This window comes from Actinacidiphila oryziradicis (assembly GCF_005047355.1).
GTDB lineage: Bacteria > Actinomycetota > Actinomycetes > Streptomycetales > Streptomycetaceae > Actinacidiphila > Actinacidiphila oryziradicis.
This window is the reverse complement of record NZ_SUMC01000039.1, coordinates 1-26,956: the sequence shown is the minus strand read 5'-3', so window position 1 is coordinate 26,956 and position 26,956 is coordinate 1. Positions and strand designations below refer to the sequence as shown.

Annotated in this window: 26 protein-coding genes and 1 tRNA gene; 8 read left to right on the top strand and 19 right to left on the bottom strand. The window is 67.7% G+C overall.

From position 1 onward, the window contains the following. Positions 1-5: 5 nt before the first annotated feature. The 7 genes from FCI23_RS31860 to FCI23_RS31835 form a co-directional block, all read right to left on the bottom strand. Complete coding sequence (locus FCI23_RS31860; protein ID WP_136727506.1) at positions 6-335, bottom strand: helix-turn-helix domain-containing protein; 330 nt, start codon at positions 333-335, stop codon at positions 6-8. Then, positions 332-721: a tyrosine-type recombinase/integrase gene (locus tag FCI23_RS31855; protein ID WP_246144250.1), complete on the bottom strand. Its 390-nt coding sequence runs from the start codon at positions 719-721 to the stop codon at positions 332-334. Before FCI23_RS31855 ends, FCI23_RS31860 begins: the two co-directional genes overlap by 4 nt. A gap of 212 nt (positions 722-933) precedes the next feature. Beyond that, complete coding sequence (locus tag FCI23_RS31850) at positions 934-1,761, bottom strand: hypothetical protein (RefSeq protein ID WP_136727504.1); 828 nt, start codon at positions 1,759-1,761, stop codon at positions 934-936. 31 nt (positions 1,762-1,792) lie between these two features. Next, positions 1,793-2,635 (bottom strand): hypothetical protein, encoded by an 843-nt coding sequence (locus FCI23_RS31845; RefSeq protein ID WP_136727503.1) that lies wholly within the window; start codon positions 2,633-2,635, stop codon positions 1,793-1,795. 84 nt (positions 2,636-2,719) lie between these two features. Then, positions 2,720-3,139 carry a hypothetical protein gene (locus FCI23_RS56870; protein WP_169317027.1) on the bottom strand — a complete coding sequence of 140 codons (420 nt, stop codon included), beginning with the start codon at positions 3,137-3,139 and terminating at the stop codon, positions 2,720-2,722. Beyond that, positions 3,136-3,708: a hypothetical protein gene (locus FCI23_RS56865; protein ID WP_169317026.1), complete on the bottom strand. Its 573-nt coding sequence runs from the start codon at positions 3,706-3,708 to the stop codon at positions 3,136-3,138. Before FCI23_RS56865 ends, FCI23_RS56870 begins: the two co-directional genes overlap by 4 nt. Positions 3,709-4,188: 480 nt before the next feature. Further along, positions 4,189-4,262: transfer RNA gene (locus FCI23_RS31835), tRNA-Met, on the bottom strand. 104 nt (positions 4,263-4,366) lie between these two features. Here FCI23_RS31835 and FCI23_RS56860 point away from each other — a divergent pair. Together FCI23_RS56860 and FCI23_RS31830 are read left to right on the top strand one after the other, a co-directional pair. Continuing rightward, on the top strand, positions 4,367-4,528 hold the full coding sequence (locus FCI23_RS56860) for a hypothetical protein (RefSeq protein ID WP_169317025.1): 162 nt from the start codon (positions 4,367-4,369) through the stop codon (positions 4,526-4,528). A 76-nt stretch (positions 4,529-4,604) separates the two neighbouring features. Next, positions 4,605-5,852 carry a hypothetical protein gene (locus FCI23_RS31830; protein WP_136727501.1) on the top strand — a complete coding sequence of 416 codons (1,248 nt, stop codon included), beginning with the start codon at positions 4,605-4,607 and terminating at the stop codon, positions 5,850-5,852. Positions 5,853-5,884: 32 nt separating this feature from the next. Here the strand turns inward: FCI23_RS31830 and FCI23_RS31825 are convergent, their stop codons facing one another. Together FCI23_RS31825 and FCI23_RS31820 are read right to left on the bottom strand one after the other, a co-directional pair. Then, complete coding sequence (locus tag FCI23_RS31825) at positions 5,885-6,079, bottom strand: hypothetical protein (protein WP_136727500.1); 195 nt, start codon at positions 6,077-6,079, stop codon at positions 5,885-5,887. After that, positions 6,070-7,230 (bottom strand): DUF2637 domain-containing protein, encoded by a 1,161-nt coding sequence (locus FCI23_RS31820; protein ID WP_169317024.1) that lies wholly within the window; start codon positions 7,228-7,230, stop codon positions 6,070-6,072. Before FCI23_RS31820 ends, FCI23_RS31825 begins: the two co-directional genes overlap by 10 nt. 384 nt (positions 7,231-7,614) lie before the next feature. On the opposite strand from FCI23_RS31820, the gene FCI23_RS31815 reads away from it, so the two are divergent. Next, positions 7,615-8,340 carry a prepilin peptidase gene (locus tag FCI23_RS31815; RefSeq protein WP_136727498.1) on the top strand — a complete coding sequence of 242 codons (726 nt, stop codon included), beginning with the start codon at positions 7,615-7,617 and terminating at the stop codon, positions 8,338-8,340. A 92-nt stretch (positions 8,341-8,432) separates the two neighbouring features. Here the strand turns inward: FCI23_RS31815 and FCI23_RS31810 are convergent, their stop codons facing one another. The 3 genes from FCI23_RS31810 to FCI23_RS31800 form a co-directional block, all read right to left on the bottom strand. After that, the gene (locus FCI23_RS31810; protein ID WP_136727497.1) at positions 8,433-8,771 is read right to left on the bottom strand and encodes a hypothetical protein; all 339 of its coding nucleotides are present in this window, start codon (positions 8,769-8,771) and stop codon (positions 8,433-8,435) included. 341 nt (positions 8,772-9,112) lie between these two features. Beyond that, the gene (locus tag FCI23_RS31805) at positions 9,113-10,063 is read right to left on the bottom strand and encodes a ParA family protein (protein ID WP_169317023.1); all 951 of its coding nucleotides are present in this window, start codon (positions 10,061-10,063) and stop codon (positions 9,113-9,115) included. Positions 10,064-13,520: 3,457 nt separating this feature from the next. After that, positions 13,521-13,712 carry a hypothetical protein gene (locus tag FCI23_RS31800; protein WP_136727493.1) on the bottom strand — a complete coding sequence of 64 codons (192 nt, stop codon included), beginning with the start codon at positions 13,710-13,712 and terminating at the stop codon, positions 13,521-13,523. Between the two features lie 168 nt (positions 13,713-13,880). On the opposite strand from FCI23_RS31800, the gene FCI23_RS63180 reads away from it, so the two are divergent. Then, entirely contained in the window at positions 13,881-15,743 is a 1,863-nt protein-coding gene (locus FCI23_RS63180; RefSeq protein ID WP_322973916.1) for an ATP-binding protein, read from the top strand. 54 nt (positions 15,744-15,797) lie between these two features. On the opposite strand, the gene FCI23_RS31790 is transcribed toward FCI23_RS63180, so the two are convergent. Continuing rightward, positions 15,798-17,507, bottom strand: coding sequence for an SIR2 family protein (locus FCI23_RS31790; protein ID WP_169317022.1), 1,710 nt, complete (start codon positions 17,505-17,507; stop codon positions 15,798-15,800). Positions 17,508-17,692: 185 nt separating this feature from the next. Continuing rightward, positions 17,693-18,340, bottom strand: coding sequence for a helix-turn-helix domain-containing protein (locus tag FCI23_RS31785; RefSeq protein ID WP_169317021.1), 648 nt, complete (start codon positions 18,338-18,340; stop codon positions 17,693-17,695). A gap of 312 nt (positions 18,341-18,652) precedes the next feature. Between FCI23_RS31785 and FCI23_RS31780 the strand changes: the two genes are divergently transcribed. The 3 genes from FCI23_RS31780 (at position 18,653) to FCI23_RS31770 (ending at position 20,309) form a co-directional block, all read left to right on the top strand. After that, positions 18,653-19,471 (top strand): helix-turn-helix domain-containing protein, encoded by an 819-nt coding sequence (locus FCI23_RS31780; RefSeq protein ID WP_136727487.1) that lies wholly within the window; start codon positions 18,653-18,655, stop codon positions 19,469-19,471. A gap of 134 nt (positions 19,472-19,605) precedes the next feature. Then, entirely contained in the window at positions 19,606-19,785 is a 180-nt protein-coding gene (locus FCI23_RS31775) for a hypothetical protein (protein WP_136727486.1), read from the top strand. A 212-nt stretch (positions 19,786-19,997) separates the two neighbouring features. Then, complete coding sequence (locus FCI23_RS31770; protein WP_136727484.1) at positions 19,998-20,309, top strand: hypothetical protein; 312 nt, start codon at positions 19,998-20,000, stop codon at positions 20,307-20,309. A 22-nt stretch (positions 20,310-20,331) separates the two neighbouring features. Here FCI23_RS31770 and ligA read toward each other — a convergent pair whose 3' ends face one another. The 5 genes from ligA to FCI23_RS62495 form a co-directional block, all read right to left on the bottom strand. Beyond that, positions 20,332-22,398, bottom strand: a complete 2,067-nt coding sequence (gene ligA / locus FCI23_RS31765) for an NAD-dependent DNA ligase LigA (protein ID WP_407646057.1) — start codon at positions 22,396-22,398, stop codon at positions 20,332-20,334. Positions 22,399-22,487: 89 nt separating this feature from the next. Beyond that, the gene (locus tag FCI23_RS31760; protein ID WP_136727480.1) at positions 22,488-23,465 is read right to left on the bottom strand and encodes a hypothetical protein; all 978 of its coding nucleotides are present in this window, start codon (positions 23,463-23,465) and stop codon (positions 22,488-22,490) included. A gap of 56 nt (positions 23,466-23,521) precedes the next feature. Further along, complete coding sequence (locus FCI23_RS31755; protein ID WP_136727478.1) at positions 23,522-23,950, bottom strand: DUF6300 family protein; 429 nt, start codon at positions 23,948-23,950, stop codon at positions 23,522-23,524. 99 nt (positions 23,951-24,049) lie between these two features. Beyond that, positions 24,050-24,220, bottom strand: a complete 171-nt coding sequence (locus tag FCI23_RS56855) for a hypothetical protein (RefSeq protein ID WP_169317020.1) — start codon at positions 24,218-24,220, stop codon at positions 24,050-24,052. Positions 24,221-24,981: 761 nt separating this feature from the next. Beyond that, positions 24,982-25,497, bottom strand: coding sequence for an NUDIX domain-containing protein (locus tag FCI23_RS62495; protein ID WP_265737778.1), 516 nt, complete (start codon positions 25,495-25,497; stop codon positions 24,982-24,984). An 859-nt stretch (positions 25,498-26,356) separates the two neighbouring features. On the opposite strand from FCI23_RS62495, the gene FCI23_RS31745 reads away from it, so the two are divergent. Beyond that, positions 26,357-26,638: a hypothetical protein gene (locus FCI23_RS31745; protein WP_136727477.1), complete on the top strand. Its 282-nt coding sequence runs from the start codon at positions 26,357-26,359 to the stop codon at positions 26,636-26,638. Positions 26,639-26,956: the final 318 nt, after the last annotated feature.

Sequence of the window (26,956 nt, the reverse complement as noted above, 5' to 3'; positions counted from 1 at the left end):
CCGGATCACATCGGTGGCAGTGAGCGACCGTCACGGCGGCGGGGTACCACCGCCGGGGCCACCCCGGAGGAACCGACAGCCGCCCGTGCAGCGGTCTCCTCGCTGGGACGGACTACCTTCTGCGGCTCGGGGATCATCAGCTCGCCGATCTCGCAGCCCAGGACGACGCAGATGACGTCCAGGTCGTCGAGCTTGAGGGAGACCGGCTGGCCGGACCACAACCCGGACATCTTGCCCGCCGAGATCACCAGCCCGTGCTCGGCCAGGCTGCGTTGCAGCTCAGATGCCTTCCAGATGCCCTTGTTCGCGGCCGTCAGCCGCAGATTCCACCTCATCGGATCAGTCCTTCCAGTCGCTTCGCGGCCCGCTCGGTCCCGGCGGCCCAGGCGTCCTCGACCCGGGTCTGCTGCACGTGGACGTACCGCATCGTCGTAGCAATCCAGGAATGTCCCAAAACCTCCTGGATCGAGATCAGGTCCAGCCCGTTCAGATAGAGCTGGGACGCGCAGAAGTGCCGCAGGACGTGCGGCGTCAACTTGTCGGTCCAGGTCGGTAGATGCAGCTTGGTCGCGGCGCCGAGGCCGTTGCGCAGTGCGTCGTCACCCACCCGGCGGGAGGAGCCGTCGGTGTTCTTGCGCTCGGAGGGGAACAGCGGGGCACCGGGCCGGGCGTGGTCGTCGCCGAATCGCCGGTGGGCCGTTCGGCCGCGGCGAGGTAGCACGTGACGAACGGGTCGAGGGCGGCGCGGTGAGCCATCAGATGGCGGCGGTAGGCGGCGCTGTCCACCGAAGCGGTGTTGGCCCCTTCGCCGTGGTGCGTGCCGGGAACTCCGCACCATTCGGTGACGTAGCGGTCGGGGAGTTGATGTAGTCGGAGGTGTCCTCGGGGTAGTGGGGGTCACGCAGCCAGTGCCCCTCCGCGGCGCCCGTCACCTCATGGACCCGGCCCCACAGGCGGGTCAGGCCCGCGGCGAAGCCTGTGAAGCTCAGCACCCGGTCGGCGGACGCGGCGAGGATGACGTCGGCGATGGTCGGCTGCGCGGTGGCCGGGACCGGCTCGGGCAGGAGGAGTCGGCCCTTGCGGCTGTCGCGCCGGTGCCGCATGCTGGCGCCGGCTTCGATCGCCGCGTGCTGGGCCAGGAGCGCGGCGGCGGTGGCGGAGGGGGCCGCTCTGCGACTCCGAGACACAGGTGTACTCGCCTTCGCCGAGCTCGCCGGAGATGACCTGCACCGTGTAGCTGCTGCCGTTCGCGTCGCGGTGCACGTGGAGATCGAGGACTCCGGCCGGACTGTCCAGCGCGCGCTGGGCGTTCCACGACCCGCTGATGGGGCCGCTCTTCCAGTCCCACTCGTCCGCCGCCGGCCGGGTCGCCGCTGCCAGGACCCAGTCGAGCAGTGCGACCAGCGTGCCCTGTCCTTCCCTGTCCAGGTCGATGTCCAGTTCCCCGGTGGGCAGACGGTATTCGCTCAGGTCCTCCCCCAGGGCGAGTTCACCGAGGGCGGCCAGGTCCACGTCGTGGCGCTCCAGGAGCTGCTCCGCGCCGGGCGGCAGCACCGGGCGGTAGCTCTCGTGGGCGATGTCCAGGTCGCCGTAGCGGCGGCAGTTCCCGGCCCAGCCCCCGCCGTCGAAGACCGACATGTAGGCCGGGTCCGCGAGCACCGTCTCCGCGGTCACCAGCGCCCAGCGCGCGGCCCGCAGTCCCAGCGGTTCGGGCGCCAGGCCGGCCAGGCGGACAGCGCCTGCGCGGCGTCCTGCTCCCACAGGGCCTCGCCGAAGGCGCCCGCCGCCCAGATCACCGCGGCGCGCGGGTCAACGGTCGGGACCTCATGGTGCGCGAGCGCGGCCGGCCACAGGTCCAGCGGACCGACAGCGACGACCACAGCGGGATCGTGCTGGGCCAGCCCGCCGAAGCGTCGAGCAGGTACGGAACGCCCCGGTGGGTCGTGACGAGCAGTTCGACCGTCGAATGCCGGGCCGCCACCGTGGCGAGCAGCCCGATACGGCGCAACGTCGCCGACATCTGGGGCGCGAGGCCTCGAAGGCGTGCCCGGTAGCGCTCGCGGTGGGCGCGCTCGGCGGCGTCGACCGGTGTCGTCTCGGGTGCGATCCGGGCGTTGGGGTGGTGCTGGCCGTCGGGGAGCGAGGCCTGGTCGACGGCGCGCTCCCACGCGTGCTCGGCGGTCTGGGCGAGGACGATCCGCATCCCGTCCAGGGTCAGCACGATGTCATCGTCCCGGTGGGCCCACCGCAGTGCGGCCACGCCGTGACCGCGCGGCCCGGTTGCAACGGCGAGGGCCCGGGCCCAGTGCGTGGGTTGGTCCGGCGACAGGCACGCCACCAGTTCGCCGGGCTTCGGGGTCACGCTCATGATTCCGAACGGGCCCCCGGTGAGCGCCGGCCGGTGGCGGCCGTAGCTCGCGATGAGGGCGGAGAAGACCTGGGCCTCTCCTTCCATCTGGGCGGTGCCGGGGAGGGGCACGACGTCATCGGAGGCGGCCAGCTCGCGCTGGGCGGTCTGCGCGGTCTCGCCGGTGGCCCAGCGGCGCAGGTCGAGGCGCTCGACGGTCCAGGGGTGCGGTTCGTAGACCGAGGTGATGTCGCGGCGGACGAACGCCGGGGATTCGCTGCGGGACAACGGTCCTCTCCACATGGGGTTATCCGCTAGAGGTGCCGAACCGGCGCTCGGTGTGACAGCTCCCCCACGAGGGAGCCATCGAGTTCAGCGCCTGCGGCGCCAGCGGCCCGTGGCGCGCGAGGTGTGTCCGAGGTGCTCGGTGAGGGCCATGGCCATGTACTCGATCTCGCGCTCGATCGGCTGGCTGTAGTCCGGCTGGCCGTTGCGTGCGCCGTAGTGCCGGTAGAGCGCGCGGGCTGCGCCCCGGCAGACCAGGCGTCGGCGGTCGGCGACGCTGGTGGTCGGGGGAACACGGACGGCGAGGGATCCGCCGGTCCAGTCGTCCAGGGCCCCGTTGATGATCGGCCCGTCGGTGGGCACGACGACCAGCGTGCGGCCGATGTACCGGGAGACGAAGGCGAGCAGGTCGTCCTCACTGCGGACGGTGTGTGGAAGCTGGAGCTGGCGTAGGGTCCGGGCCGCCCATTCCTGCTCGGCGGCGACGGGGTGGGGAGTGGGGCTCACGCCGCGTTCCTTGTCGTTTGTGCTGGTAGGGGGTGCTCCATCCTGACATCCGTGGTGGCGTCGTGGTGCAGGGGGCCCAGCTGGGCGGCGCGGCGCGCGGCCCAGGTGCGGACCCGGGAGGCGTCGCCCGGCCGTACCCCGGCGGTGACCGGGTCGAGGGGTAGCAGGGCGGCGTGGAGGTTCCTGATGCGATGGTCGATGGCGATGCTGATGCGGGCGTGGCAGCCGTCGCGGATCGCGGAGACGGTGTGGACGTTGACGCACAGCCCGGTGGCGAGGCGGGACGCCGGCCAGCCCCGCTCGGCGAGTTCGGTGAGGCGGCCCGCGGCCGGACCGGCGTCGACCTGGCCGCGTCCGGCCAGGGGAACCGGTGACTGCGCGGGCGGGAGCGGGACTCCGAGCAGTGCGTCGGACGTCACCCGGGAGACGTGTGACGGCCTGAGTGCCGGGGGCTTGAGCAGGCGGCGTACCAGGGTGACGGAGATGCCGGCGGCGGTGGCGATGTCCTGGGCGGACATGCCGCGATCGCGCAGGGCGACGGCGTGCAGGGCCGCCGGGCCGGCGTCCACCCGGCCGCGGAGGCCGGCGGCACGCTCCCGGTCGCGTTCGCGGCGCGGTTGCGGGCGGCGTCCAGGCAGGCGGGGCGGGTGCAGCCGTAGTCGGCGCAGGAGGGCTGACCGTGGCGGACCTGGCTGCGGGCCGGACGCCGCTGTGCCGGAGTCCGCGGGTCGTCGGGGGCGGCTGGTGCTGCGGAGAGGTCCGTGGTCGCAAGGGGTGGGAGGGCGGCACTCGCCGCGGGCGACCGGTGCCGGTCGTGCTGACGGGCGGTGCGCGGCCGACGGTGAAGGAGTTGCGCCGTGCCGCCAGGCTCGATGGCCGTCTCCTGGTTCTCGTAGTCCACGCCCCTCATTGTGACTGCCGCCCGGCGTATGGCCGGACGGGACGGGGCTGCCGAACCTGAGGACCTGGGCGTGGGCATCGGTCCAGCCGGGGGGGGACGGGGGGAACGGCAGTGGCCCCGACGCGGTGTGCGCCGGGGCCATGGTCAGTAGCGGGGACAGGATTTGAACCTGCGACCTCTGGGTTATGAGCCCAGCGAGCTACCGAGCTGCTCCACCCCGCGTCGGTGAACCCGACTGTACGGCATCGCGAACCCCAGGCTGTCCGAGTTTTCTCTCTTTGGTTTCTTGCCGCCGCAGTGCTCGACCAGCGATGACAGGAGACGCCATGGCGATCACGATGACCCGCCGGGGCAAGCGCCGGGACTACTGCTGTCCCGGGCACAACCCCAAGGAACTGGACCACGGCACCGAACGGGCCCGCGAGAAGCGCGAGTGGGTCCGTGAAGCCGACCAGGACACCGCCGACGACCCGGACACCAGGTCCTGAGCGGACCGCCGCTCCGCCCCCCATGCCGACGACACCGGATGACACCGGTGGCCGCCTCACTCCGAGGAGACTCCCCGTGCCCGCTCCAGCCGTCCCCGATCAGATCGCGATCACCCTGCCCGGCATCGGCACGCTGGCCGCCTCCGTGACCGCCGACCCGGACACCGGCGCCGTGCGGTACGCGGTACGCGGTACGCATCTGCACGGGGTCTTCCTGGTCCGCCCGTACACCGTGGCCGACGAACTCGTGCCCGCCGGTGTCCGGGTCAGCTTCGGCGACGGCGCCTCGCCTGTCCGCCCATTCCAGCCGCGCCCGGACGAGCCGGTCGCCTTCCGGGTACGGGCCCACGGCACAGCGACGTGCACCACGCCCGGCCGGCTGCCCGATCCGGGGTGTGTCCTGGTCGAGGGCGTCGTCCTCGGCGAGAACTACGCGACCCGTCGGGTACCCGACGCCGCCGGCGCCCTCCTGGACGCTGCCGTTCTCGCCCTCCTTCAGTACTGGCACACCCACTCCGGCCATGCTGACCGCGTACGGGCCGCCGCCCGGCACGCCGCCCCGCAGGCCGTCCAGGCCACCCGTACGGCTCTGGCGAACGCCGAAGCCGAACTCTCTGCCACCCGGCAGCAGTTGCGCCACCACCACGAACGCCTGCTCCGCTTCGAGGAGCTGTCCGCCACTCCCCCGCCCCCGGCCGGGCCGGCCGCCGGGACCACTCGCGTCCCCTACACCGACCACCACGGCCAGGTGCTGGGCACCGCGCTGGTCCGCGAAACAGCGGTCAACCGGCCACCCGGCACGGTCACCTACCGGGTGGACGGTGCCCGGCTGACCGGCAGCATCGTCATCAGGCCCTACCGGCACAGCACCGACCCGGTGCCCGGCGGCGTCAGCGTCCAGTACGGCACCGGCGCCGTCGACAACCGCAGCGACGAACCGTCGTCAACGGCGTGCGCCTGTGCGGAGCCTGGGACCACACCGGCCCCATGGAGATCACCCCCGTCCTCGCCGGAATCCCTCCCCCGCGCCTCACGAGCCGAGCCCCGCTCCGCCCAACCCGTGCCGGAGGCCACCAAGCACCGCTGGTGGGCGGTCGTACGCGCCCTGGCCACCCGTTACACCAACCGCCCGGACATCGACGAGCTGCGCCTGACCGCCGCGCACGACCGCGCGGCGCAGATGGGCAGCGCGGAACGGCACGCACTCGCCGAGCTCTGGAGGCGACAGGCCGAGCTGGCCACCACCGTGGCCCGGCTCCACGAACGGCTCGCCGCCGCCACCACTCTGCTGGACTGGCCGAATCCCGGCCGCCCCACTCGATGATCCTCACGGCCCACTCCCCCGGTGCCGGGCCGCTACCGCACCGACTCGGCCGTCCTCAGACCCGCGTCCTGCCTGGTGGGCGCCCGCCAGTCCAGGCCGAGCTGGTCAGCGCCCTCGCGGACCACTATCGGGCCGTGCTTCTTCTCAAGCTTGTTGTACTGAGTGCGGCCTGACCCCTCTTGTTGGTAGCCGGCCCACCGGGCCAGGTTAGGCTTGGTCAGCTCCACCCCGGCCTGCTGGTGAGCGAGGTAGATCCGCTCGGCCCGCTGCACCTTGGTCTCGTTCGGCGGTGCCACGCCCAGGTCGACCTTGGGCTCCTCCATCTCGCCGCCAGCCGCCTCATCGTCCTCCGCGTCGAACTCCTCGCCCTTCGCTCCGCCTCCACCGGTACGGGGGCCTCCACGCTCTGCTGCCCGGCCGCCGGGCTGAGGAGCGGTTCCTCCGGCATCTCCACGCCGGGATTCGGAAGGCCTGCCCCGCGGGCCTTCCCTGCGAACTCCTCCCGCGCCGCCGGGGCCCGAGCAGGATAGGGGGCCGCGAACTGAGAGGCTGGCGCTGAGACGAGCTGCGCAGGCTGCTCCGTCCCCGCGACGGCTGCCGCGGGGACGGCGGCGGGCACCGGAGCAACGGGCGGGCCCTGCAGGGTGGGTGCGGGCGATTCCACCGCGGCAACAGCAGCCGGAGCCGGGGCCGGAGCCTCATCAGGCTGCCGTTCCACCGCGACATCGACCCCGCTGCGGTCGATCGGGATGCCGAGCCGGGCCTGGCGCAAGGGCCGCAGCTGCGCGCCGGTCGCCTTCTTGCGCCAGCGGCGGCCGTACTCGGCCCTCAGGTCCTGGCGCAGCAGCATCTTCTCCTGATAGCGCTCGAGCGCGAGGGCGTAGGACCGGATCTCCCAGAGCTTCATGTCCCGCCATATGGAGAACGTCGCCGCTGGAGAGAGGAACCAGCGGGACAGCCGTATGGAGTCCATGTGCTGGTCGAGCTCGATCGAGGTGGCCTTGGCGATCGCGTTGCGCATCGCCTCGGTCACCGCGATGAACAGCAGCGGGATCGTGGCGTGCATCGCGGATCCCAGCACGTCCGGCCACGAGCTCGCCGCGTTGAACGTGATGGTCGCGGCCGTCAGCAACCACGCTATGTACCGCAGCAGCGGATACTTCAGGTTGACCGAGGTCAGAGCCAGATCGAGAGCCAGCAGCACCGCGATCCCCAGGTCGACCGCGAGCGGGAAGGCCGGCGCGAAGGACCCGAAGCCCTTCTCCTCCGCCAGCGCGCGGACCGCGGTGTAGGAGCCGGTAAAGCCCGCCCCCGCGATCGCGATCGACCCGAACCCGATGGCACCGAACAGCGCCTTGCGTCCCTTGGTCCACCGCACACGGGTGCGCCCCGCCGCAGGACCGTGCGGGGCGGGCGGCTGGAGGACGGTGCTAGGGACCCAGCGGTCATTGGACGTACTTCCCTCTCGTCGAGTCCGTGCGCAGGCGCGCATCGCCCATAGAGGTGCGATCAACGCCTCGGGTGTGACACGGATCGACCTCCCCGCGCATTCGAGCCACCCTGGTGACTCTGAACGGTACGAGGGATGAAGTCTACGAACCACCCCCTTTTCCCCACGGCACCCTCCCCGACCTGCCGGTTTGTACCGAAGATCACGATCTGCCCCACCCGCAACCGCCCTTGCCGGCTTCGTTACGTTTCAGTAGATCAGCCTCCCGGCTGGCTGAAATCACCATCCACCGACCGCCTGGGGAGCCTCCCGATGCCCGTGGTCACCGTCGTCGTCGCGCTCCTCGCCGGACTGGTGGCCGGTGCGGCATCCCGACCGCTGATCTTCGCCCGCGCCGTCCCCCGCGGCGAACCGAACCGGCGGGCCTGCCCCACCTGCGCCGCCGCCTACCCCTCCCCCGGGCTGGGCGGCTGGCTGCGAGCGACGACAGGTCGCTGCCCGTCGTGCCACGAGAAGATCGGTCCGGCCGCCGGCCTCGCCGAAGTACTCACTGGAGCAGCCTTCGCCGCCCTCGGCGCCGCCGGAGCGACCGGTTGGGTCGGCGCCGCGCAGTACTGGCTCCTGGCCTGCGGTGCGGTCCTGACGGTCATCGACCTCATGGTCCACCGCCTTCCCGATGTCCTGACGTTCCCCGTGTCGGCGGGGACTTTGCTGCTGCTCTGTGGAGCCGGACTCTCTGGTGAACCCGGCAGCATCGGGCGAGTCTTCACCGCAGCCGCCGTCGTAACGGCGTTCTACCTCGTCCTCGTCCTTGCAGGCATGGGCATGGGCGACGTCAAGCTCGGGCCGGCGGTCGGCGCACTCCTTGGCTGGTCAAGCTGGGCGGCAGTATTCCGCGGTGTCTTCGCAGGCTTCGTGCTCGCTGCTGCGATCGCCCTCGTTCTGATGTTGACCGGTAAGGCGACTCGCAAAAGCCACCTCGCCTTCGGCCCGTACATGGTCGTCGGCGCGCTGGCCGTCTCTGCTCTCAGCAGCTGATCTGGAGAGCTCGGAGAGGACGGATGGGCCCGCCACTCGGTCGCGAGCGGCGGGCCCATCCGTCCTCACGGATCGTCCATCGGCATCCAGCCCTATGGCTTGTCCTTACGGCCGGGAAGATGCCAGTTCAGGCAGATAGCCACGAGCTTGTTGCGGTCGGGGACCTTTGCCTCCTCGGCTGCTTTGTCGATCTCCAGGAGGTCTTCCTCCGACATCCGGACGTACAACCCTTCGGGGCCGGTACCGGCGAACTCCCGGTCCTTGGGCGCGCGGTTCGCGCCGAACCGCCTTGGCTGGACCTCGGGCACTGCCGTGGCCACCACCTTTTCCCAGCCGAACCCGTGGGCAGCCTCAAGCGCCTCGAAGATGAACTCCAGGTGCCCCTTGCGCTTCTGGCCTCCGGTCAGCTCCTTCGCCTGAGCTCGGTCCAAGCGGCGCCGGACGCCTGCCGATACCGAGAAGCTCACTGGCACGCCAGTAGGTTCAGCAGCACCCTGCTCACTATCTGGACGCTGAACAGGTGCTCGCCTCGGCCGGCGGCGCGAGACGGGAGTCTCTGCTTCTCTTTCGCGGTCAGGGATGTCGTCGAGCGATTGGCCCCCTGCTCCACCGATCGACTGCCCAGCAGACGAACTCTCCGGGACAGCTCCGTTCTGGGCCTCCGGAGCGGCTGCCTGATCCCCATCACTCGGCTTCTTCTTACGACCGCTAAGAGCAGAGAGGGACGGCGGAGCGTACACGTCGGACTGTGTAGGCGCTTCAGTCGTCATCGTCAGGACTCCTCAATGATCTTCTTGAGCGCGGCCGAGCGAGCAATTACCTGGTCGGTCAGCTTCAGGTAGTCGTCGTGCACTGTGCGGACAGTCTCAGGGAGGCTGGCGTCTCCTCGCTCAGACCGATCGAAGAGCGCCACCAGGGGCTCACTGTCTATGTCGCGCGACTCTTGGGCAACCGCCTCGCTGTGACCGATGTTCGTGGGGAACTTGTAGTAGGCCGAGCCGAGGATCGTCCGGAGACGCTCCTCAGCCTTGGCGTGAATCAGCTTGGCCTTGCGGCCTGTCGCGAAGAGCACTACGCCGAGCAGCGTCAGCAGCGGATTCACTTCGCGAGTGGTCTCGAACTGGTTCTTCATCTCGAGCACCCCGTCAAGGGAGCCTCTGTCGGTCTTAGCGGGCGAGATCACCCACCTGCCGGCACCCATGGCCAACCGCTGAAGAGTGGGGTTCTCCGGCGGGGTGTCGATGATGATGTAGTCGTAGTCACCAGCGATCGGAAGCAGGCACTGGAGCAAACGTAGGTCAGCGTTCAGGGTGAACGACTGCATCAGGCGGTTGTAGATCGGAGTGACGTCTTCCTTCAGTTCAGAGCCGCCAGGCACGAGGTCGAGACCTGCGCGCACGGTGACCGGCTTGAGGGGAGTTCCGTCCTTGAGCGCGAGCAAGATCCCACGGCCGTGATCGTTCAGCTCGTCCGAGGCTCCGAACTCGTGCACCGTCAAGTTGCCCTGAGCATTGAGGTCGATCACCAGGACACGAGCATCAGGGTCACCGGGAACGCCGTTCGCCGGATCGCCGGTCTGCAGCTTCTTCAGGAGCATCAACGCAAGGTTCGCCGTGACGGAGGTCTTCCCAGCGCCGCCCTTGTCGTTCGCGATGACGAAGATGTGCCACAGGTCTTCCCATGGAACATCGACCGGTGAGTATTTGTCGTACTTCGAGAGCACGATGCTCCCGGGGAGTACCAAGCTCAACTCAACAACCTCCGCTCGGCCCTGGAGAGTCTCGGCTCCAGGTCATGGTCCTGCTCGTAGACAGACGTCACAGCCGTAACAGCGGGACGCAAAGAGCATTCAACCACGATGATCACGCCCGTGTGTGACAGACACGCGGAGACCCAGCGCCCATCCCACGGTGCACAGGTTGACTTGGTTGAGATGGCAAGCCAGGCTCCGCCGCACCCAAGGCCAGGCGATTCCCCCGGCGTTGAGCACGTCCTGTAGTCGCACTGCCTCTCAAGTCGCCTCACGGCGATGCCATCACAGTCGTCCACGTTGATGTCAAAGTTTGTATGTAAGTTGCTTTAGACACAAGGACTCTGACCTGCAAGAACATCCTGCTTTACTTCCTGCACAACTTCCTGCACAACGTCCTGCACAACGTCCTTCCACACCTCGGCTCATACAGGGATCAGGCAGCACACTGGCACGTACGCCTAGCCCACGTTGACTACTCTCCGTGTCACTCGGTTTGAATCATCTACTGAGCCGCCCGTTACATCGACCCTTCACAACACAGTGAGTATGCGGGCTGAAATCTATGACTACACAGGCGTCAAGCACGCCACTTAGGCGTGAGTTCTAACGCATTATTATACAAACGTTAAGCTTTAGTTTGACATTAAAGATAATCCATGGGCGACAATGTGTACCAAGCAGGGCATAATTATACCCATTACGATTGTAATATGACCGCTGCTTACCACTCGTAATTTAATGCGCATCTTGCCATAGATCACAAACACGGCTTTACCCCACGGCTTCCAGTGCGCTTTCTCGGCGTGTGTGAATCAATGTAAAACATGGATTGAAACACCGACAAGCTCACTTATTTTAACTTGCAGCAAACGGTATTTATCAACTCACATTTCAAACTACACTGAATCCGACGTATGAACATGGTGCGATACTATGTTACAAACACCATGTCAAACTTCGTTTCCTACGACGGTGAGAGCACCGTTAAGGAATACGGCAATTCTTCACGGATAGTAGGATGTTAAATCATCCGTACTCTCCCCTAGTTAATCGTGGACTGCACAGCAGGATGGAATATCAATTGATCCTACTGCCTCAAAAGCAAACCGGCCTTGCCTTACGCAATGAATCAACAAAGCCTTGTCGAAATACTTTCTCACGTCCGTTTAAATCTTGGCTTCGTCCGATGATCTCCCCAAGGGTGGAGTAGGCGTTTTCAACACCTTACTGAATGACCAAAGATGCCATCGGTGAGCACCTTCACTGATAGCCAAATGCCCTATATATTCACCTTTGAGAACCTTCATAAAGGGCCTCTGGCCTGCGGAAATGCGATCTGAGCACCGATCGTCGTGAGGGTGATGTGATTCCCTTCTGGTGGCCGAGTTTGCCCGCTAGAAGGCCCTCCAGGGCCTTCTAGGCATCGCGCAACCCACACCCAACACTCGGGGGAGTGGTCGGAGCCGATAGAGGCGCAGGGTGCGACCGACTCTGATCGACCTGCCAGGACATCCGGAGTCGCGTTGTGGCCGTTCCACAGTCCTCAACGAGTACCGACTGGCCGCGGCAGGAATACGAACGGCGGACGGAAGTTCCGGCAGGGCGACAGCCCGAGGGATCGGCAGCTCACCCCGATCAGACCGGACAGCACGGTGGATTGCTCCTACCATCGAGTCACGACCCTCGAGCGCGGGGCCTGCACCCATCCTTCATCGCTGGCCGTCCGCTTGGCGTACCGGCGAGGACGGAACGTGTATCTCGGAAAGCTAGCGGGGCCCTCTGGATGTGGAGCCACATCCTCGGCTGCAACCTGGCAACTGGAAGAAGCGCGTGTATGACCGCAGACCAGACCTGTTCTCGTGCCCGGTGTCGGATCCCGGCAGTCAGACCTCTACGGGAGCACTCGAGCAGGCGCCTCAGGTTCTTGGGTCATCAGGGGCCTAGGTCCATCTCCCAGAGGGTGCCAGGTCCCAAAGACGTAGCGTAGATCGCTGGCACCCGACTGCCGCGAAACAGCTGACCTCGAACGGAGCGGGCATCTTGAGAAGATCGAGAGCGGGGTATCCGTCATCGCCTCGCCGCAAAGCAGTGGGCAGCCCGCACTGCTTCCACGCTTCCGGGAAATCCGAGGTTGGGAGTTCTCCTTTCTCCCGGAGCGGCAGGCTATGGGCCCGGCCGGCACGACTCTGCTCCACTCGCCTGCTCAACATCCGTCGAACCAGGTATCGAGTCCATAGGCTGCTGTGTGGGCTTGCAGACACGACGAAGCCAAGTGATCACCAGTGACAGGTCCTGGTGTCCGATCGTGTCCTGGGGCTGACACCCGCTGGCGCCACTCCGGGCCCTTGGCAACGTCGGCTGATCGGATGAGGTCGGTGCCGACGGCTTAGAGATGACCGGGCCGTGAGCTACGAATAACGCGGGCCGCTACATTTCGCGGGGGAGTCCGGAGCGCTTCGGGACGTTCTGAGGCAGGACGATCAAGCATGCAGCTTGGCAGGCCGGCATAGGACTCTCAGAGACGGTTCAGGGTTCGGATGGTAGGAAACTTCAGTACTAGAGAAGGTGCGAGAGCTGAGGCAGCCCCGTCGACTCCTCTGGTCCTTGGCACCCTTCGACGGGCTGCTGATTCGTCCCCATGCGAAGCACGGGGGAGTGCCTGGGCCATTCGGCAGTGAGTGCGGAGCCGCAATCCTGAAGGGGGTTATGTGCCGATTTGTGTACCCAAAATTGGTGCTGCACAGGCCCTCTGACCAGGCCATTTGCGCGCTGGCGGCCGTTCGCGGGGTGGGTAGGGTGATTCCCTTACCCAAGGGCCAGTGGGGCGCCAGAGCGGCCCTCAGGGCTCGCTGGGGTACCGTCCCCGGGATTTCGTCCGTTCGGCAGGGCGTCCGGTCCGGAAATGTGGTCGGGTAGCGCTTCAGTTGGCGAGTTAGCGTTCGAGCTGGCGGATGAGCGCGACGACGCGTCGCGTATCTCAGTGGCGACCGGGCCTCGGCGCTGCCAGAGTGCCCCCTGTCGGCGGCGGCTGAACTCTTCACCCGACGCCGACATGAAGACCATTACCGAGCTGCAACCAGACATTACGAAGTGGTTCGACCGCGATGTGTGGACCGCTGCGTTGCACGACAGCGGCTTCAGCGTCATCCGCCGCTGACCCTCTCTGCGGCACCCGATAACGCCGAGCTGCGAGCAGACCCGGGCTCCGGCTCCAGCGATGACGACGGTGGAGCCGGACCCGCTCGACTCACGGCCGCGATAGGCGCCAGCTCCCGCACCAGCAGGTCGGCCGTGAGGTCGTCGAAGGTGTGGGCATCGGCTGAAGCTGTGTGGCTCTAGGCGAGCGCCTGGAGCCACATCTTCACTCCCCCGAACGCGGTTCCTGCTCGGCCTGCGGCAGATACGAGACCGCCGGAGAGACGCAGAGTCAGTCGATGATCTTGTTGAGGAAGATCACGGCCCCGGCGAAGCTACCCCCTGCGGTCAAGAACGCGGGCGCGGCGGCAGCGCCCGGCAGCCACGTGAGTACGCCGGCCGTGGCGGCGATGAGAACGCCGCAGAGGAGGATCAAGGCAGACCGCTGAGGTAGCAGCGGCGGTCGGTTCGGGTTCTGTCCCATGTAACGCTCCTGTTTCGGGGACGGTCTTCGCGTCCCATCGAAATCTGTCTGTCGCTCATCCCAGAGGCTGAGATGGTGAAAGCCTGGGGTGAACGCGAAGCGTTGCGGAATGGAAACACCTGCTGTTTCCGCAGGTGGAAACACTTATGTCGTCAGAGGACGGGGTTCATGGGGGATCAGCACGGTGTCGGCGGCGAGGGCGGCGTCACAAACCTGCTCTTCGGCGGAGGAGACGATGTTCCCGGCCTCCACCCGCTGCCGGAAGGCCTGCGGCCAGAGACAGACGAGTTCGTTCGCGCTCTACGTGGCCTGTTCAAAGCGACAGGCAAGACGCTGCGCCAGTTCGCCGCCTACCACCACTTCAGCCCGGCCTCGGTCTCCCGCTACCTCGCTGCCGGACGCATCCCGGAGAAGAACTTCATTGACAGTCTGCTGAAGTCCGCTTGTCACACGCACAACCAGCAGGTCACCCCGGAAATCCAGGCCTTCATCTACCAGCTTCACCGCGAAGCCCTACTCACGGAGCAGCCCGGCCGCTACCGGCTCCAGATGGCCAGCGACCGCCTGGAGCAAGCCGTCTTGGAGAAGGAACAGGCGGAGCTGGAGATTCAGGAGCTTCGGCTCGGTGTTTCCGACCAGAAACGCCACCTGTACGAGTTGGAGCAGCGTATTGGCGAGATCGAGGCCGCCAGCGTGCAGGAGCGGGAACGGCTGGGGGCTGAACTGGAACTGCACTGTAGAGAGCAGTCCGACCTTGAAGAACAGTGCATACAGCTGCGTGAGGAGATCGAACGTCTGGAGGCGGAGCTGGAGGCGGCGGAACAGGATCGCGACGACGCGCAGTCCCGCTGCGAGGAACTGGAAATGCAGCTCGTCGAGGTGCAGGAAGAGGCCGAACGCGAAGCACTGCAGGCGCAGGCCCGCGAGGAACGCTTGCGCATGGCCAGGGCAACCGGTGTCGCTGAACAACACCTGGAAGACCTCGAACGCGTTCGCCGTGAAGCCGACCAGGTGCGTCTTGCAGCTGCCCGGGAGGCTGCTACCAAGCGCGAGGAAGCCGAAGCCCAGGCTAGAGCCATCATCGAGGAGGCCAAGAGCACAGTCAGAATTCGGCCGTCCGTACTCAGTAGGTCCTCGGCCCTGCGCCAGCTACGGGATGCAACGAGCGAAATCGCCTACGGCGACCTTCCAACGGCGTTCACGCGGCTCACCAGGATGCCTCCGCATGAAGACCTGGATATCTCGGTCAAGTCGGTCGGCCTTCAGACTCAGGACGACATCGGCAAGGTGGCCCGGGCATTTGACCGCGCGGTCCGCCTGGCCTGGGAGCAGGCACTGGAGCAGCGAAGTCTCATGAAGATCTTCGTTAACCTCTCCCGCCGCAGCCAAGACCTGCTGCAACGCCAGCTAACCCTGTTGTCCAAGCTGGAGGAACAGGAAAGCGACCCAGGTCAGTTGTCCAACTACTTCAAACTCGACCATCTCGCCACCCGTATGCGCCGCACCGGCGAGAATTTCCTAGCCCTCGCCGGTGCAGATCAAGATCCCGGCCGACGCTGGCACCGCCCTGTGCCGATGGTCGACATTCTGCGCGCCGCCGCGGCCGAAGTGGAGCAGTACGAGCGCATCGAGCTCATCTCGGTGGCGGCAACCGAGGTCAAGCCTTCCGGCATCAACGACCTAGTGCACCTGCTCGCCGAACTGCTGGAGAACGCGACCAAGTTCTCTGCCCCGCAGACCACGGTGCGCGTCACCAGCTTCGCTCTGCCCGATGGCCGAGTGCTGATCAAGATCCACGACAACGGCATCGGTCTAGCTCCACAGGATCTGGCAGAGCTCAACGAACGCCTTATCGATCCCCCTCCATGGGCCGATACCAGCTCACGTCACACGGGCATCATCATGGCTGGCTTCTACTCGGGGCGACAGAGCATCCGCGTCCACCTCAGCCCGGCTGAATCCGGCGGCACCACCGCGGCAATCATGCTTCCACCCGACCTCACTCACTGGTCGACCCCTGCCGCCAAGTAGTCAGGTTGACACGGACACAGGCCCATGTAGGTCATCCAAAGCGGGCCGGTGCCTCTACGCACCCCACATCGCCCGCGACGCCGTCACCGAATACGCGGTATCGAATGCCTCCTTGGCCGCCTTGAGCCGGTCGAGGTCGCCGCCGAGGAACCCGGCGCGCAGCAACGGGTGGTCCTCGCCGTGGCGGTCGAGGTCTTCGCGGAGCCAGGACTCGGGCGCGACCCGGTACTGGCCGAGGCTCCCGGTCCGCCGGAGGTAGGCGGCCTCCATGCCCCGGCCGGCGGAATGCTGGGTGATCAGGCGGAGGTACTCGAAGCGTTCCCAGGCGTCGGCGTACGCGGTCTCGCTCAGCGTGAGGTGGTCAGTAAAGACCGGGAGCAGCTGCCGGTGGAGGCGCTCGGAGGCGTCCCGGAGGCCGACATTGGACTGGGGGCCGTGTACGGCGGCGGGCTGGTGCTCGCCCTCGTACGGGTTGAAGACCCGGGTCTCGGTGAGGATGCGGACGAGCAGGAGCCAGCGCTGGGCGGCGACGGCAGCGGTGCCCGCCGCGTACATCATCATGGTGCCCGGCGCACCCACAAGATTGATCAAGGCTGTCACCCCACTGACCGCCGGGATCTGAGCGAGCTGCCCGATGTCGGGGAGCCACCAGGAGTCGGTGTCTTCGCTGCCCCAGTACGCCGTGGTCGCGACCAGCGCCAACAGCCGCTCCGTCTCCGATTCCAGCATCCGCAAGCGGCGCTCGTGCTCAGCCTCGACGGCCTTGCCATCGCCGACGCCGTCGAAGGGGCCGCTCGTGCGCAGCGGGAGGGCAGCGACGCGGTTGCCCTCGCGGCGGAGCATGTCGTGCAGGGGGATGGCGAGCTGAGCGCCGGCGAGAGCGCGCTTGGCGGAGGCGACGGCGATCGCGATGCTGACCGGGTGTTCGCGGGCGGTGTCGGCGAGGGCGTCGGCGGCGTCGGCGACCTGTCCGAAGAAGGTGTCGGCGTCGGCCTGGACGTAAGCGGCCGACCGGCGGGTGAGCAGGTCGTGGGCCTCGTCGGCCAGGGGGCGGGGGTCGGCCCAGTAAGTGGCGAACCGGCGGGTGGTGCACCGGGACAGGGCGTTGCGTAGCGCCGGGTCGTACTTGGCGGACCATCCGGCGATGATCAGTCCGTAGTTGTCGAAGATGTCGTCGAGGAGCTTGTCGGCCTGCGGGGTGTAGGTGCCGAGTTCCTCGGGGGTGTTGAGCATGCTGGTGGGCGCGAGGTAGTCGCCGTGCAGGTGGACCACCAGGCAGGCGATGGTATGCAGGGGCGCGAGGCCGGTGATGTCGTCCGGGTGGGAGACCACGGTGGGCTCCACGCCGGCCTCGCGCAGCGCGGCCTCCGTGAGCCGGTCGAAGTTCGTGGTCAGGACGATCCGTACGAGTCCGGCGGCAGCCAGGCGGGCTACGGCACGGTGCGCGGCCGTCGGCCCCTTCCGGCCCTGCTCGCGTTCCTGCTCGTCGGGCTCGAAGTAGGTCTTCAGCAGCGCCTGGCGCTCGAAGGTGGTGGCGGTCAGCGCCTCCAGGAGGCCGTCATAGGTCGCCTCGTGGCCGAACCGGCGCTTGTACCAGTCGAACGGATCGCCGATTTCCTTGGTGCCCTCGGCGGCTGCCAGGCGCTCGATCAAATCCTGCTGGATCTCCCAGGCGGCCGGCACGCCCGAGGCTACCGACGCCCCCGCGCCCAGCAGGACCGCGTACGTACCCGGGGTGGCGCGCAGGGCGAACGCCAACGTCACATGAGGTTCCATCACAAGCGTCACAGGCCTTCCGGCAGAGCAGTGTTACGACGCATCAGCGCCGCCTCCACCACTTTACGTCATTCTGACGACAAGTGATTCCGTGCAGCACCGCGCTCCGCCAGCTCGACGTCCATGCCCGGTGCCGTAGGCGGCCGCCGAGGTGCTACCGCCCGGGTACCGGATCAGGCGCGTGCCGATACGACGACGTCGCGCGCCTGCCAGGCCAGACGGAAAGCGAGGAAGACGACCTGGAGCACCTCGGCGGTCGGCGACGGCTCGTGATCCGGGAACTGGTTGTCGACGTGGTACCGGTGCACTGCATCGGCCACCGCAGTGACTCCGGCGGGGAGGAGACCGTCGTCCTCGGCTCGGCGGAAAGTGGCGACGATGTCCGAGGACCAGTTCCCGGGGACGACCTTGTAGCGCGCGCGCGTCAGTTGTCCGGCGGACAGTCTGAGCGCTTCCCAGCTCGCGGCCAGGGCCTTCTTCGGGTCGCCGGGGGCAGCCGCGCACGCCTTGATGAAGTCCGTGCTCACCATCAGCTCGGGAATGTCGGAGCGTACGGAGGTCAGCCAGCCGGGCGGCTCCTGCGCCCGGCTGGAGCCGGCCTTCGCCGCGCCCCAACGCTCCCGCGCCTCCAACACCTCTCCTCCGAGTGCGGCGACCAGCGCCTCGGCCACCGGCCACGTGGGCAGGCGCCGCCCTGCGAACGCGTCGCTGATCGTGCTCTTGCCGAAACCGGTCCGCCCGGCCAGGTCCCGCCGGGAGGGCGCCCCGGCCCTCGCGTGCAGCTGGACAAGGTAGCGGCCGAAGCCCTGAACTGCGGTCAACCAGACCTCCGGTGGTGCGATGTGCCCGCCCAGCGTAGAAGGGCCACCGACCTGCTGTCCGGCGCTGTCCGGGAACCGTCCGGACAGCAACCGGATGCAAGCCGATCACCTGTCCGGACACCATCTGGACAGTGTTCTGTGGGGACCAACGGGACAGTTCCGCACTGGCCGACATTGCAATTGAGCAGTGCCCAGAAATGTATTGCACCCGAAGTTAAGGAATTTCACTGCTGCCTTGCATATAGCTCCGCGTCAGACCCTTACAACCAGCACCGACAGCCAACCTTGCGGCGACGAAAAACAAGGAAGATTATGCGCTCCAACTCTACGGGGGACCCGGGCACCCAGAACCGGGACAACGCGGGCAGCGACGCCGAGGACCTGCCGGAGGACGTCCAGCACGGCGTGGACCGCGTCGCCGAACTCATCGACGTGGGCTTCAAGGGGACGTTGTGGCACCAGACGGCCTCCGAGCTGTACGCCTACGCGTTCCCGCCGCTGCTGACGGCGATGCGCCGCACCGACAAGCTCGTGGAGCTGACAGCGAAGTCGGCGACGCCGCTGGAGATGAGCGACGAAGAACGCTCCACACTGCACCGCAGCCCTCCGGACCGCGAGAACCTCGCCATCCACACGATCGACATCGCGATGGAGTCCTTCCCGCAGGTGCTGGAGCAGGGCGGGTACGCGCCCGCGCGTCACCGGGGATCCGGCGGCAGGCCGGCGCGGCTCACCTCCTTCTTCTACGGCCGGTGCGGGCTCGTCTTCCCCCGGGTCTTCTACGCCTGGCGCACCGAGCGCACGGACCGCTTCCTGCTCCACGCGCTGCGCATGCCCGACGGCATCCTCGCCCACGCCCTGGGGCAGACGGGCACCGAGCCCGTGCCCGAGGCCGTCACGGAACTGTGCGACGCCCTCACCGAGATGATCAACACCTCGAAGCCGCGGAACCGCGCCGTGATGCGGCTCACGGTCAACGGCTGGACGCAGAGCGAGATAGCCGACCTCCTGGACATCAAGGCCGGCGACGTCGAGAACGCCCGCTACGCGTTCCGCAGAAGGTCCGGACCCAGGTGCACCGCGGCCAACTGCACATACCGCCCGAGATCCGGGCCGAGTGGGCGCGGATGAAGAAGGCGGCGGTCCGATGAGCGCACCGCCCCAGCAAGCCCGCCCGGACCGGGGGGCCACTCCGCGTCGTCGGAGTCCTGGGCGGAGGCGCGACGGTCACCGCCCTGAGCCTGGCCGGTGCCCCTTGGTGGGCCGTGGCGATCGCCGTAGCCGCCGCGATCGTGGCGCCCGCCGCCCTCGGACTGGCCCAGATCCTCCTACCGGAGGAATCCGCACACAGGCGGGACCTGTGGCTGGCATTGCTGCGCCACCGAGAGCGCCGGGAGCTCAGCCATCAGCCCCAGCGACGCGGGAAGGCCGGGGACCGCCGCTGACCGTCCACCTGGACCGCCGAAACTTGCGCCGCTTACCCCTGTCCGTGGTAGCGGGCAATGAATTCGCAGGTCAGCGGCTATGAGCGCGGGCGGTTGGGCGGTTGGGCGGTTTAGTCTGCGGACTTGCGCGGCTAACACCCCGTCCCGTCACTGTGCTGACCTGCATTCGCCCGGATTTCCCCGAGATCCGTCCGCCATCGAAAGGCACCGTCGTGCGCTACCTCGCTGCTGTCCCCGCCCTCGGGCCCATCGCCGGCATTCTGGGGAACGCCTCCCCGTGGCTGGTCGGCGCCCTCCTCCTGGCGCGGCTGACCGTCCCGCTCATCGACAGGCTTCTGGCCTGGCAGCAGCAACGTCCGGAGGCGGACCGAGCACGTCTCGTCAACACGACGCTTGCCTCGATCACCGATCCCCGCGAACGGCTGGAGGCGCTGGCCCGGTTCGAGCCAACGAAAAACGCCACGCCAACGCCGTCGACGTCTCCCCAGCCCCCCGCCCCGGATCCGGATCCGCCGGAACCCTGACAGGCCCCCGGCGCCGAGCAAGTCACAGCAGGAGGTCGGCGACCAGTTCGGCGAACTCGTCAGGTGACACGATCCGGATCGCGAGGTCTTCGGCCTTGGTCCGCTTGGATCCGGCGCCCTCTCCGCCGACCAGGAGGGAGGTGCGCTTGGAGACGCTGGAGGAGGACTTGCCGCCCGCGCGCTCGATGAGCTCGTTCATCTGGTTACGGCTGAGCTTCTCCAACGGACCGGTCATGGCTCCGGTGACGACGACCGTCATGCCGTGCAGCGGCCCCAGCGCCATCGCGCCCTCAGCGCCGTCGGCGGAGGGTGGTGTGGCGCCGGGCTCGGTCATGTTCACCCCGGCGGCGACGAGCTTGTCGATGACGGGCGCCAGCTGCGCGAGTTCGGCGACGATGACGGGCGCCTTCTCCACTCCGATGCCCTCGACCTTCTGCATCGCCTCCGCATCCGTGTTCCGGATGTGGTCCATGGTGGCGAAGTATCGGGCGATGCGGCGGGACATCGACCGTCCGGTACCGCGCACGCCCAAGGCGCACAGCACCCTCGACAGCGGCCGGCTCTTGGCCTGCTCGATGGCGGCGAGGAGGTTGTCGGTGCTGGTGGGGCCCATGCGCTCCAGCGTGAGGAGTTGGTCGCGGGTGAGGGTGAACAGGTCGGCGAAGTCCTTGATGAGGCCGGCGTCGGTGAGCTGGACGACGCGGGTCAGGCCGAGGCCTTCGATGTCGAGCTGGTCGCGGCCGACGGCGTAGGAGACGGAGGCGACCAGGTGACAGTCGCGGCCGCGCTCGCACCGCCAGCGCTGCTCGGAGGTGTCGATGCCGGAACCGCACTGCGGGCAGGTCTCGGGGAAGGCGATGGGCTGCTCGGTGCCGGTGCGCAGGTGGGCGAGGGGGGCTTCGATGCGGGGGATGATGTCGCCGGCCTTGTAGACCATCACCTGGTCGCCGATGCGCAGGTCGCGGCGGGTGATGTCGTTGGGGTTGTGGAGGGTGGCGTAGGTGACGGTGGAGCCGTCGATCTCGACCGGTTCCAGGACGGCGCGCGGGGCGATGATGCCGGTGCGGCCCACGTTCCACTCCACGTTCAGCAGCCTGGTGACCTTTTCCACGGCCGGAAGCTTCCAGGCGATCGCCCAGCGCGGTGCCCGGGAGCCGGAGCCGGCGGCCTGTTGGTCGGCGGCCGCGTCGGCCTTGATGACGATCCCGTCGATGCCGAAGGGCAGTTCGGCGCGGAGTGCGGCGATCTCCTCCACCCGGGCCTGCACCTCCTCCACCGCGGTCGCGGTGCGGGCGGGCACCTGGGTGGCCGCCGTGGTGTGCACGCCAAGGTCGGCGATGTAGGCCATGAGATCGCTGTGCCCGGAGCCGGACAGGCGTTCCGCCAGCGCGGCATCGATGGCGGGCAGGGGCAGGCAGCCGTAACCGAAGAACGTCATCTCCAGCCGATACGGCCGGTCCTTGGCCCGCAGCGTGCCAGCCGAGGCGCTGCGCGGGTTCGCGAACGGCTCCCCGCCATGCTCGGTGCGCACTGCGAGCGCCCTCTCGAACTGGGCGGCGGTCATCAGGACCTCGCCGCGAATCTCCAGTGTCACCGGTTCGGCCAGCGTCTCGGGCAGGCCGGCCAGGGTGCCGATCGCGTGCGAGACGTCCTCTCCGGCCGTGCCGTCCCCGCGGGTGATCAGCTGGACCAGCTTGCCCTCGCGGTAGCGCGCGGCGACCGCCAGGCCGTCCAGCTTCGGCTCCACGCTCCATGCCGCCACCGGCCGGCCGATCCGCCGCTCCAGCGAGGCCGCCCACGTGGCGAACTGCTCGGCGGAGAAGACGTTGTCCAGACTCAGCATCGGCTGGATGTGCGGCACGTCGCCTTCCGCGGCGCCGCCGGCGACCTTGCCGGTCGGCGACTCGGGCAGCACCTGCTCCGGGTGGTCCGTCTCCCATGCGACGATCGCCCGTACCAGCCGGTCGTAGGCGTCATCGTCGAGCGCGCTGTCCCCGCCCGCGTAGTAGGCGGCAGCGGCCTTCACCGCAGTCTCGACCGCCTCCGCGTAGGCAAGGTCATCGGCAATCACAGCATCGGTGGTCGTCATGACCGCCATCGTGCCCGCCACCACTGACAACGGCCGAACCCGCCCGGGAAGACCCGTCGGATCCCCGTCGCCGTTGCTCCCGGCGACGCCTACCGGCTCAGGCGGCCGGTTTGGCGCAGCAAGAAAGCGATGAACGAGGCAAGGCGGGTAAACACGTAGTCGAGGGCCTCATCGCCGGGCAGGGCATGCTTGTCGTGTTCGTGGTGCCGGATGCGGAACTCGTTACCGATCTTGGTCAGCGCCATGGACTCCGTCTCCAACCGGTCGAGGAAGGGGGCTGAGCCCGCGGCGGCCCGGGTGAGCAGACGGGTAGCGGAATCCCTTTTCTTTTGGTCACCGCCGAGTTCTAGCGTCTTGAGGCGCTCGAAACCGTCCCAGAGCTTCTCCAGGGCATCTTGCCGATCAGCCGGGCTCCGTGACAGAAAGCGGGTCATCGCGTCAACGAGCAAGGCGTCGAGTTCCGGGTCTCCGGTCTTGGGCCGGAAGTCGGAGGTGACGTGCCGTGCCTCCATCGGGCCAAGCCGACGGATGCGGAGGTCAGCGCCGACAGTGAACGCGATCCCGTTACGGGCGAAGAGCGTGTCGATGTCGCGTTGGAACTTGATCTGCCCCAGCGTGAGCGCGTCCGTGGTGAAGAACGGCTCGCTCTCGTTCGTTCCGAAGAAGAAATGCTGGCAGCCGCAGTGCCGGTGAAATTCCTGGCGGCTCGGCTGGTCGATGTACTGCGCGACGAAGTCGATGATGTCCAACGCGTTGCTCGTGCTCTGGGGCGCGCGCGCGTCAAACGGCGATCCGGTGAGTTCTGGGACGTGGGATCCGAGCTGGTCAAGGAACCTGTTCTCGTCGACGCCCGTGATGTAGCCGGACCCGTCGCTGCAAGCGTGCTGGGGGAAGGCTCGCGCGAGCGACCCGTCGGCGATCCAGCCCCGGAGGAGAGCTGTGAGGCCCGCCCAAGCCTTCGGGGAGATGTCCTCGCTCGTGCGTGCGATCGACTGTCCGGCGCGGTCGGAATAGAAAGTTCCTGAGGTCACGCCCCACAGCCTGGCAGTGGGTGCGGTGGCCCACAAACGACTTCCAGTTGGCTGTCGCGTACAGCGCCATCAGGCAGGGTGGTGAAGTGAGCTCAGCCGCGGCCGCGTGGGGCGGATCCGCCGTACATGGGCAGTCCGGGTGGCGCGGACTCCGGGAGGCTGCGGACCCAGCCCTTGGCCTGCATCACCTCGGTCTCCCAGTCCTCGAACAGCTGCGGCAGCTGGCGCACGTCGCGCTCGGGGTTACGGATCCACCGGGCGAGTGCGCGGGCGGCCAGGCCGTCCGCGTCGCATACCGGGCACAGTTCCATCCACACCCCGGAGAACAGCGGGCCATGCCAGCCCAGCACCAGGCCCATGCCGCACCGGGAACAAGGCGGAAGGGGGCGATCGCGACGGTCGGGGCGATCGTGCAGCTTTTTCAGGTCCTCGTCGCTGCTTGCGTCCAGGCAACCGTTGAAATTGCTGATGCGGCTGAATGAGCCGTCGTCTTCTACGAGATAGCGCCACTCGAAGGACAAAGCCGGACCCCCTCCGGGAGTAACTCCCGCACGAACGGCCACATTGAGCCCATTTCCGGATCAGTGTCAAGAGCAACGGCACTGAGGACTGATCTTCTGTCAGGGCGCGGCGGTGAGAGCGTCAATCAGGACGCGCAGCTGCACCACCGTGTCCCCAGCGGCGGCATCGTCGAGGACAGTGACGGCCGGTTCGAGGACATCGATGAGCCGTCCGGACCGTACGGCAGCGGGCACCTCACGCCAGCAGCACACGGTGAAGATTTGCGCCACGCAGCTGACGCCACCTGTTGCGGGTTGCGCCGCTTGCCCCTGCCTGTGCTACAGGCCGGGCCTGGCAACGCGAGCGCCTCCGACTCAGGGCTGTGACCTGTGGACTTGCGTCGCTAACCCAGTTCCCCGCCACAGTTCGGCCGCCACCTCGCACCGCCTGGACCTGTCTGAGCTCCGCCCCGCGGCACAACGGGGTGGAGCTCTTCATGCCCTGCCCGATCGATCGCTCGCCCGCCGATGCCAGAAACTGAACCGACATGACCGCAACCCTCAACTCCCACGCAACGACGCCACCGACGTCCACTTCTGGTGATGCGTCTTCGCGGCCTGAGCGAAGGGGGCGCGGTGCCACTGCGGCCCGGACTGGCGTCGCTCTCGGTGGTGTTCCTGCTGCCGGGGTGCTGGCTCGTCCCCTGGCGGGGATGCCGTCATCGGCTGCTTAACGTCGCCGATCAACGCACGGCAAGGTCACCGGCGGCCAGTGCGCAGTCCGTGGACAGCGGCTATGGGGTAGCGTCCTGGCGCATCGCGAGCCCAAGTGCGTAGGTGACTGCCCAGGAGCTGTGTGCAGCCACCAGGGGCGTGCTGAGGGGCGTGGGCGGCATCGGTCGCATTCTCAGTCCAGGCACCGACGGCGCGGATCGCTTCCTCCGCACGCTTTTGGGCAGCGACCAGGTCCGGCGGAATGACTACATCGCTCATGAGTACGAATCCTACGGCGCAGCAGGTGCCGAACCCGTACCGGCGCGCCGCGCGGGAGGTCAGCCGGGCAGGGCAACGGGCCGCTGCGGGACGCCTCGGTCCAGTACGCCGGCGATGAGGTCGGCGAGGCCGACCGGGTAGACGGTCTGCCGAGTGGCCTGAAGATCGGCCAGGGTCCACCAGCGGCGGGCTCGGATGCCGTCGGGTTGGGTGGCGCGGGCGGGGTCGACGGCGGCGGGGTCGATGCGGGCGAGGTAGTAGCGCTCGACTTGGTGGGCGGGGCGGCCGCCGACCAGGTGGTGCTGGCTGCGTTCGGCGATCTGCGGGCCGAGGTCGACGTCGTCGACGCCGAGCTCTTCGCGCACCTCGCGCCGTACGGCGCTCTCGTGGTCCTCTCGGGGTCCAGGGAGCCGCCGGGGGTGGCCCAGAAGCCGCCGTTCTCGTTGTAGGCCAGTAGCAGCACCCGGTCGGCGTCGTCCAGGGCGACGATGCGGGCGGCCTCGCGCAGCGGTGTGGTCATACCGCCCCGCGTGGCAATTCAGGCCCTTCGGGTAGCGGGCGGCATACCATGTCACCCCTTACGAAGCATTGCTCTCTGTGGTTATTCAGATGCGTACCGTACTCAATTTTGAGCACTGCTGTGAAGTAACTCACAGTCCAAGGGCGCAGTTGCTCGCGCCTAGGGTTGCAATCACAACGGGCGTTTTCGCACGTCCGGAGCGTTAGTGAGCGCGGAGCCAGTCGGACTAAGAAGCCGACCGGACCGTGCTGGAGCGCTTTGTCCACTCCCCCCGCGTGTACCAAGCTGTGTCCATCTTCATTCCTTGGGGCGTGAGTCCACCGGGTGCCCCGTCGGAGACGGGGCACCCGCAGGGCTCATGGCCGAGCAGGGAAAGGAGGTGATGGGAGGTTGACCGGCACGAACGGCTGCAACAGCCATAAATGCCGGGAGCCTCGCAGCTGGCTTGGTCGATTTCTGACGCAAGTGGCGGTGCACACGTGCGCGCTGCTGGCGGCGGAAGCGATCGTCTGGTTCGTCTGGCCCCGGTTCGGGGCCTAAACGAAACCGGCCCTGGCGCTGGAACGCCAGGGGCCGACTGCGGGGATAGCTCCCGTTGGGTCCCCTGCTCGTGCCTCGAAAGCTTGGGCGGGGGGCCACCACGGCTCCACAGGCCGAAGGCCGTCCGGAGCACTGCACCAAGTAGTGCATGCACAACTCGTTGCACTAACAGAGTCGTAGTCGGCCAGTTACCTGTCAACTAATCCGCCGGGTGTCGCGACAGGTTGAGTGCCGGAATACCGGCCGCACCGCCGCATCGTGCCAGGCCAGCGCCTGCCACCGCGGGGAGGGATGTGTCGCCGGCCACCTTCACAGGGGCGTCGGTCACGGACTGGCCAGGGCCGTCCGCGAGCAGCTGGGCGGCGATGTCGGCGATGTCCGTCTCGCGCTGCCACCGGAACCCGGTGCGGCGCCGCTCGACCAGGCCGGGGTGCGGGGTCGCGATGCAGGGCTTCCTCGATCTCGGTGTCGCTGAGGCCGAAGTGTCGTGGCCGAGGGGCGGCGGGCAGGTCGCCGGCGAAGCAGAGGTTAGCCAGGCCGGTGATGGCGATGACTTGCTCGGCCAGCGCGCACAGGGCCTGTTCGGTCTGGGCTTGGACGTAGGCGGCGGCGTCGATGCCTCGGGGGTGGTCGCCGCGGCTGCCCTGGGCAGCTGACCACCCCATCGAGGAAGGGGATATTGCCATGGCACGAAGCCGACGCCGGGGAACGGTCACGAACCACAGGACAGCAGCGCGGCGCGATGGGCGGGCCGCAGCCTCCGGCCCGTGGGTACGGCTCGCGGTTGCCAGCAGGTCCTGGCCGGGGTGGCCCGGGCGGTCGCGGCCTGGCTGCTGGGTTTCATCGGACACGGTCAGCCCTGGATATTCAGCGGAATTGGGTGATCTGACGCCCCGATAGCAGAATGGTGCCGCTGACCTGCGAGGATGCGAGTGTCTACGTCGTATCCGCTGCAAGAATCAGGGCACCAATCT

Coding starts and splice junctions, on each gene's coding strand:
- FCI23_RS31860 (WP_136727506.1), bottom strand. CDS start 335: ATGAGGTGGAATCTGCGGCTGACGGCCGCGAACAAGGGCATCTGGAAG.
- FCI23_RS56860 (WP_169317025.1), top strand. CDS start 4,367: ATGGCGATCACGATGACCCGCCGGGGCAAGCGCCGGGACTACTGCTGT.
- FCI23_RS31815 (WP_136727498.1), top strand. CDS start 7,615: ATGCCCGTGGTCACCGTCGTCGTCGCGCTCCTCGCCGGACTGGTGGCC.
- FCI23_RS31800 (WP_136727493.1), bottom strand. CDS start 13,712: ATGGGACAGAACCCGAACCGACCGCCGCTGCTACCTCAGCGGTCTGCC.
- FCI23_RS63180 (WP_322973916.1), top strand. CDS start 13,881: ATGGGGGATCAGCACGGTGTCGGCGGCGAGGGCGGCGTCACAAACCTG.
- FCI23_RS31780 (WP_136727487.1), top strand. CDS start 18,653: ATGCGCTCCAACTCTACGGGGGACCCGGGCACCCAGAACCGGGACAAC.
- ligA (WP_407646057.1), bottom strand. CDS start 22,398: ATGACGACCACCGATGCTGTGATTGCCGATGACCTTGCCTACGCGGAG.
- FCI23_RS31745 (WP_136727477.1), top strand. CDS start 26,357: ATGTCCGTCTCGCGCTGCCACCGGAACCCGGTGCGGCGCCGCTCGACC.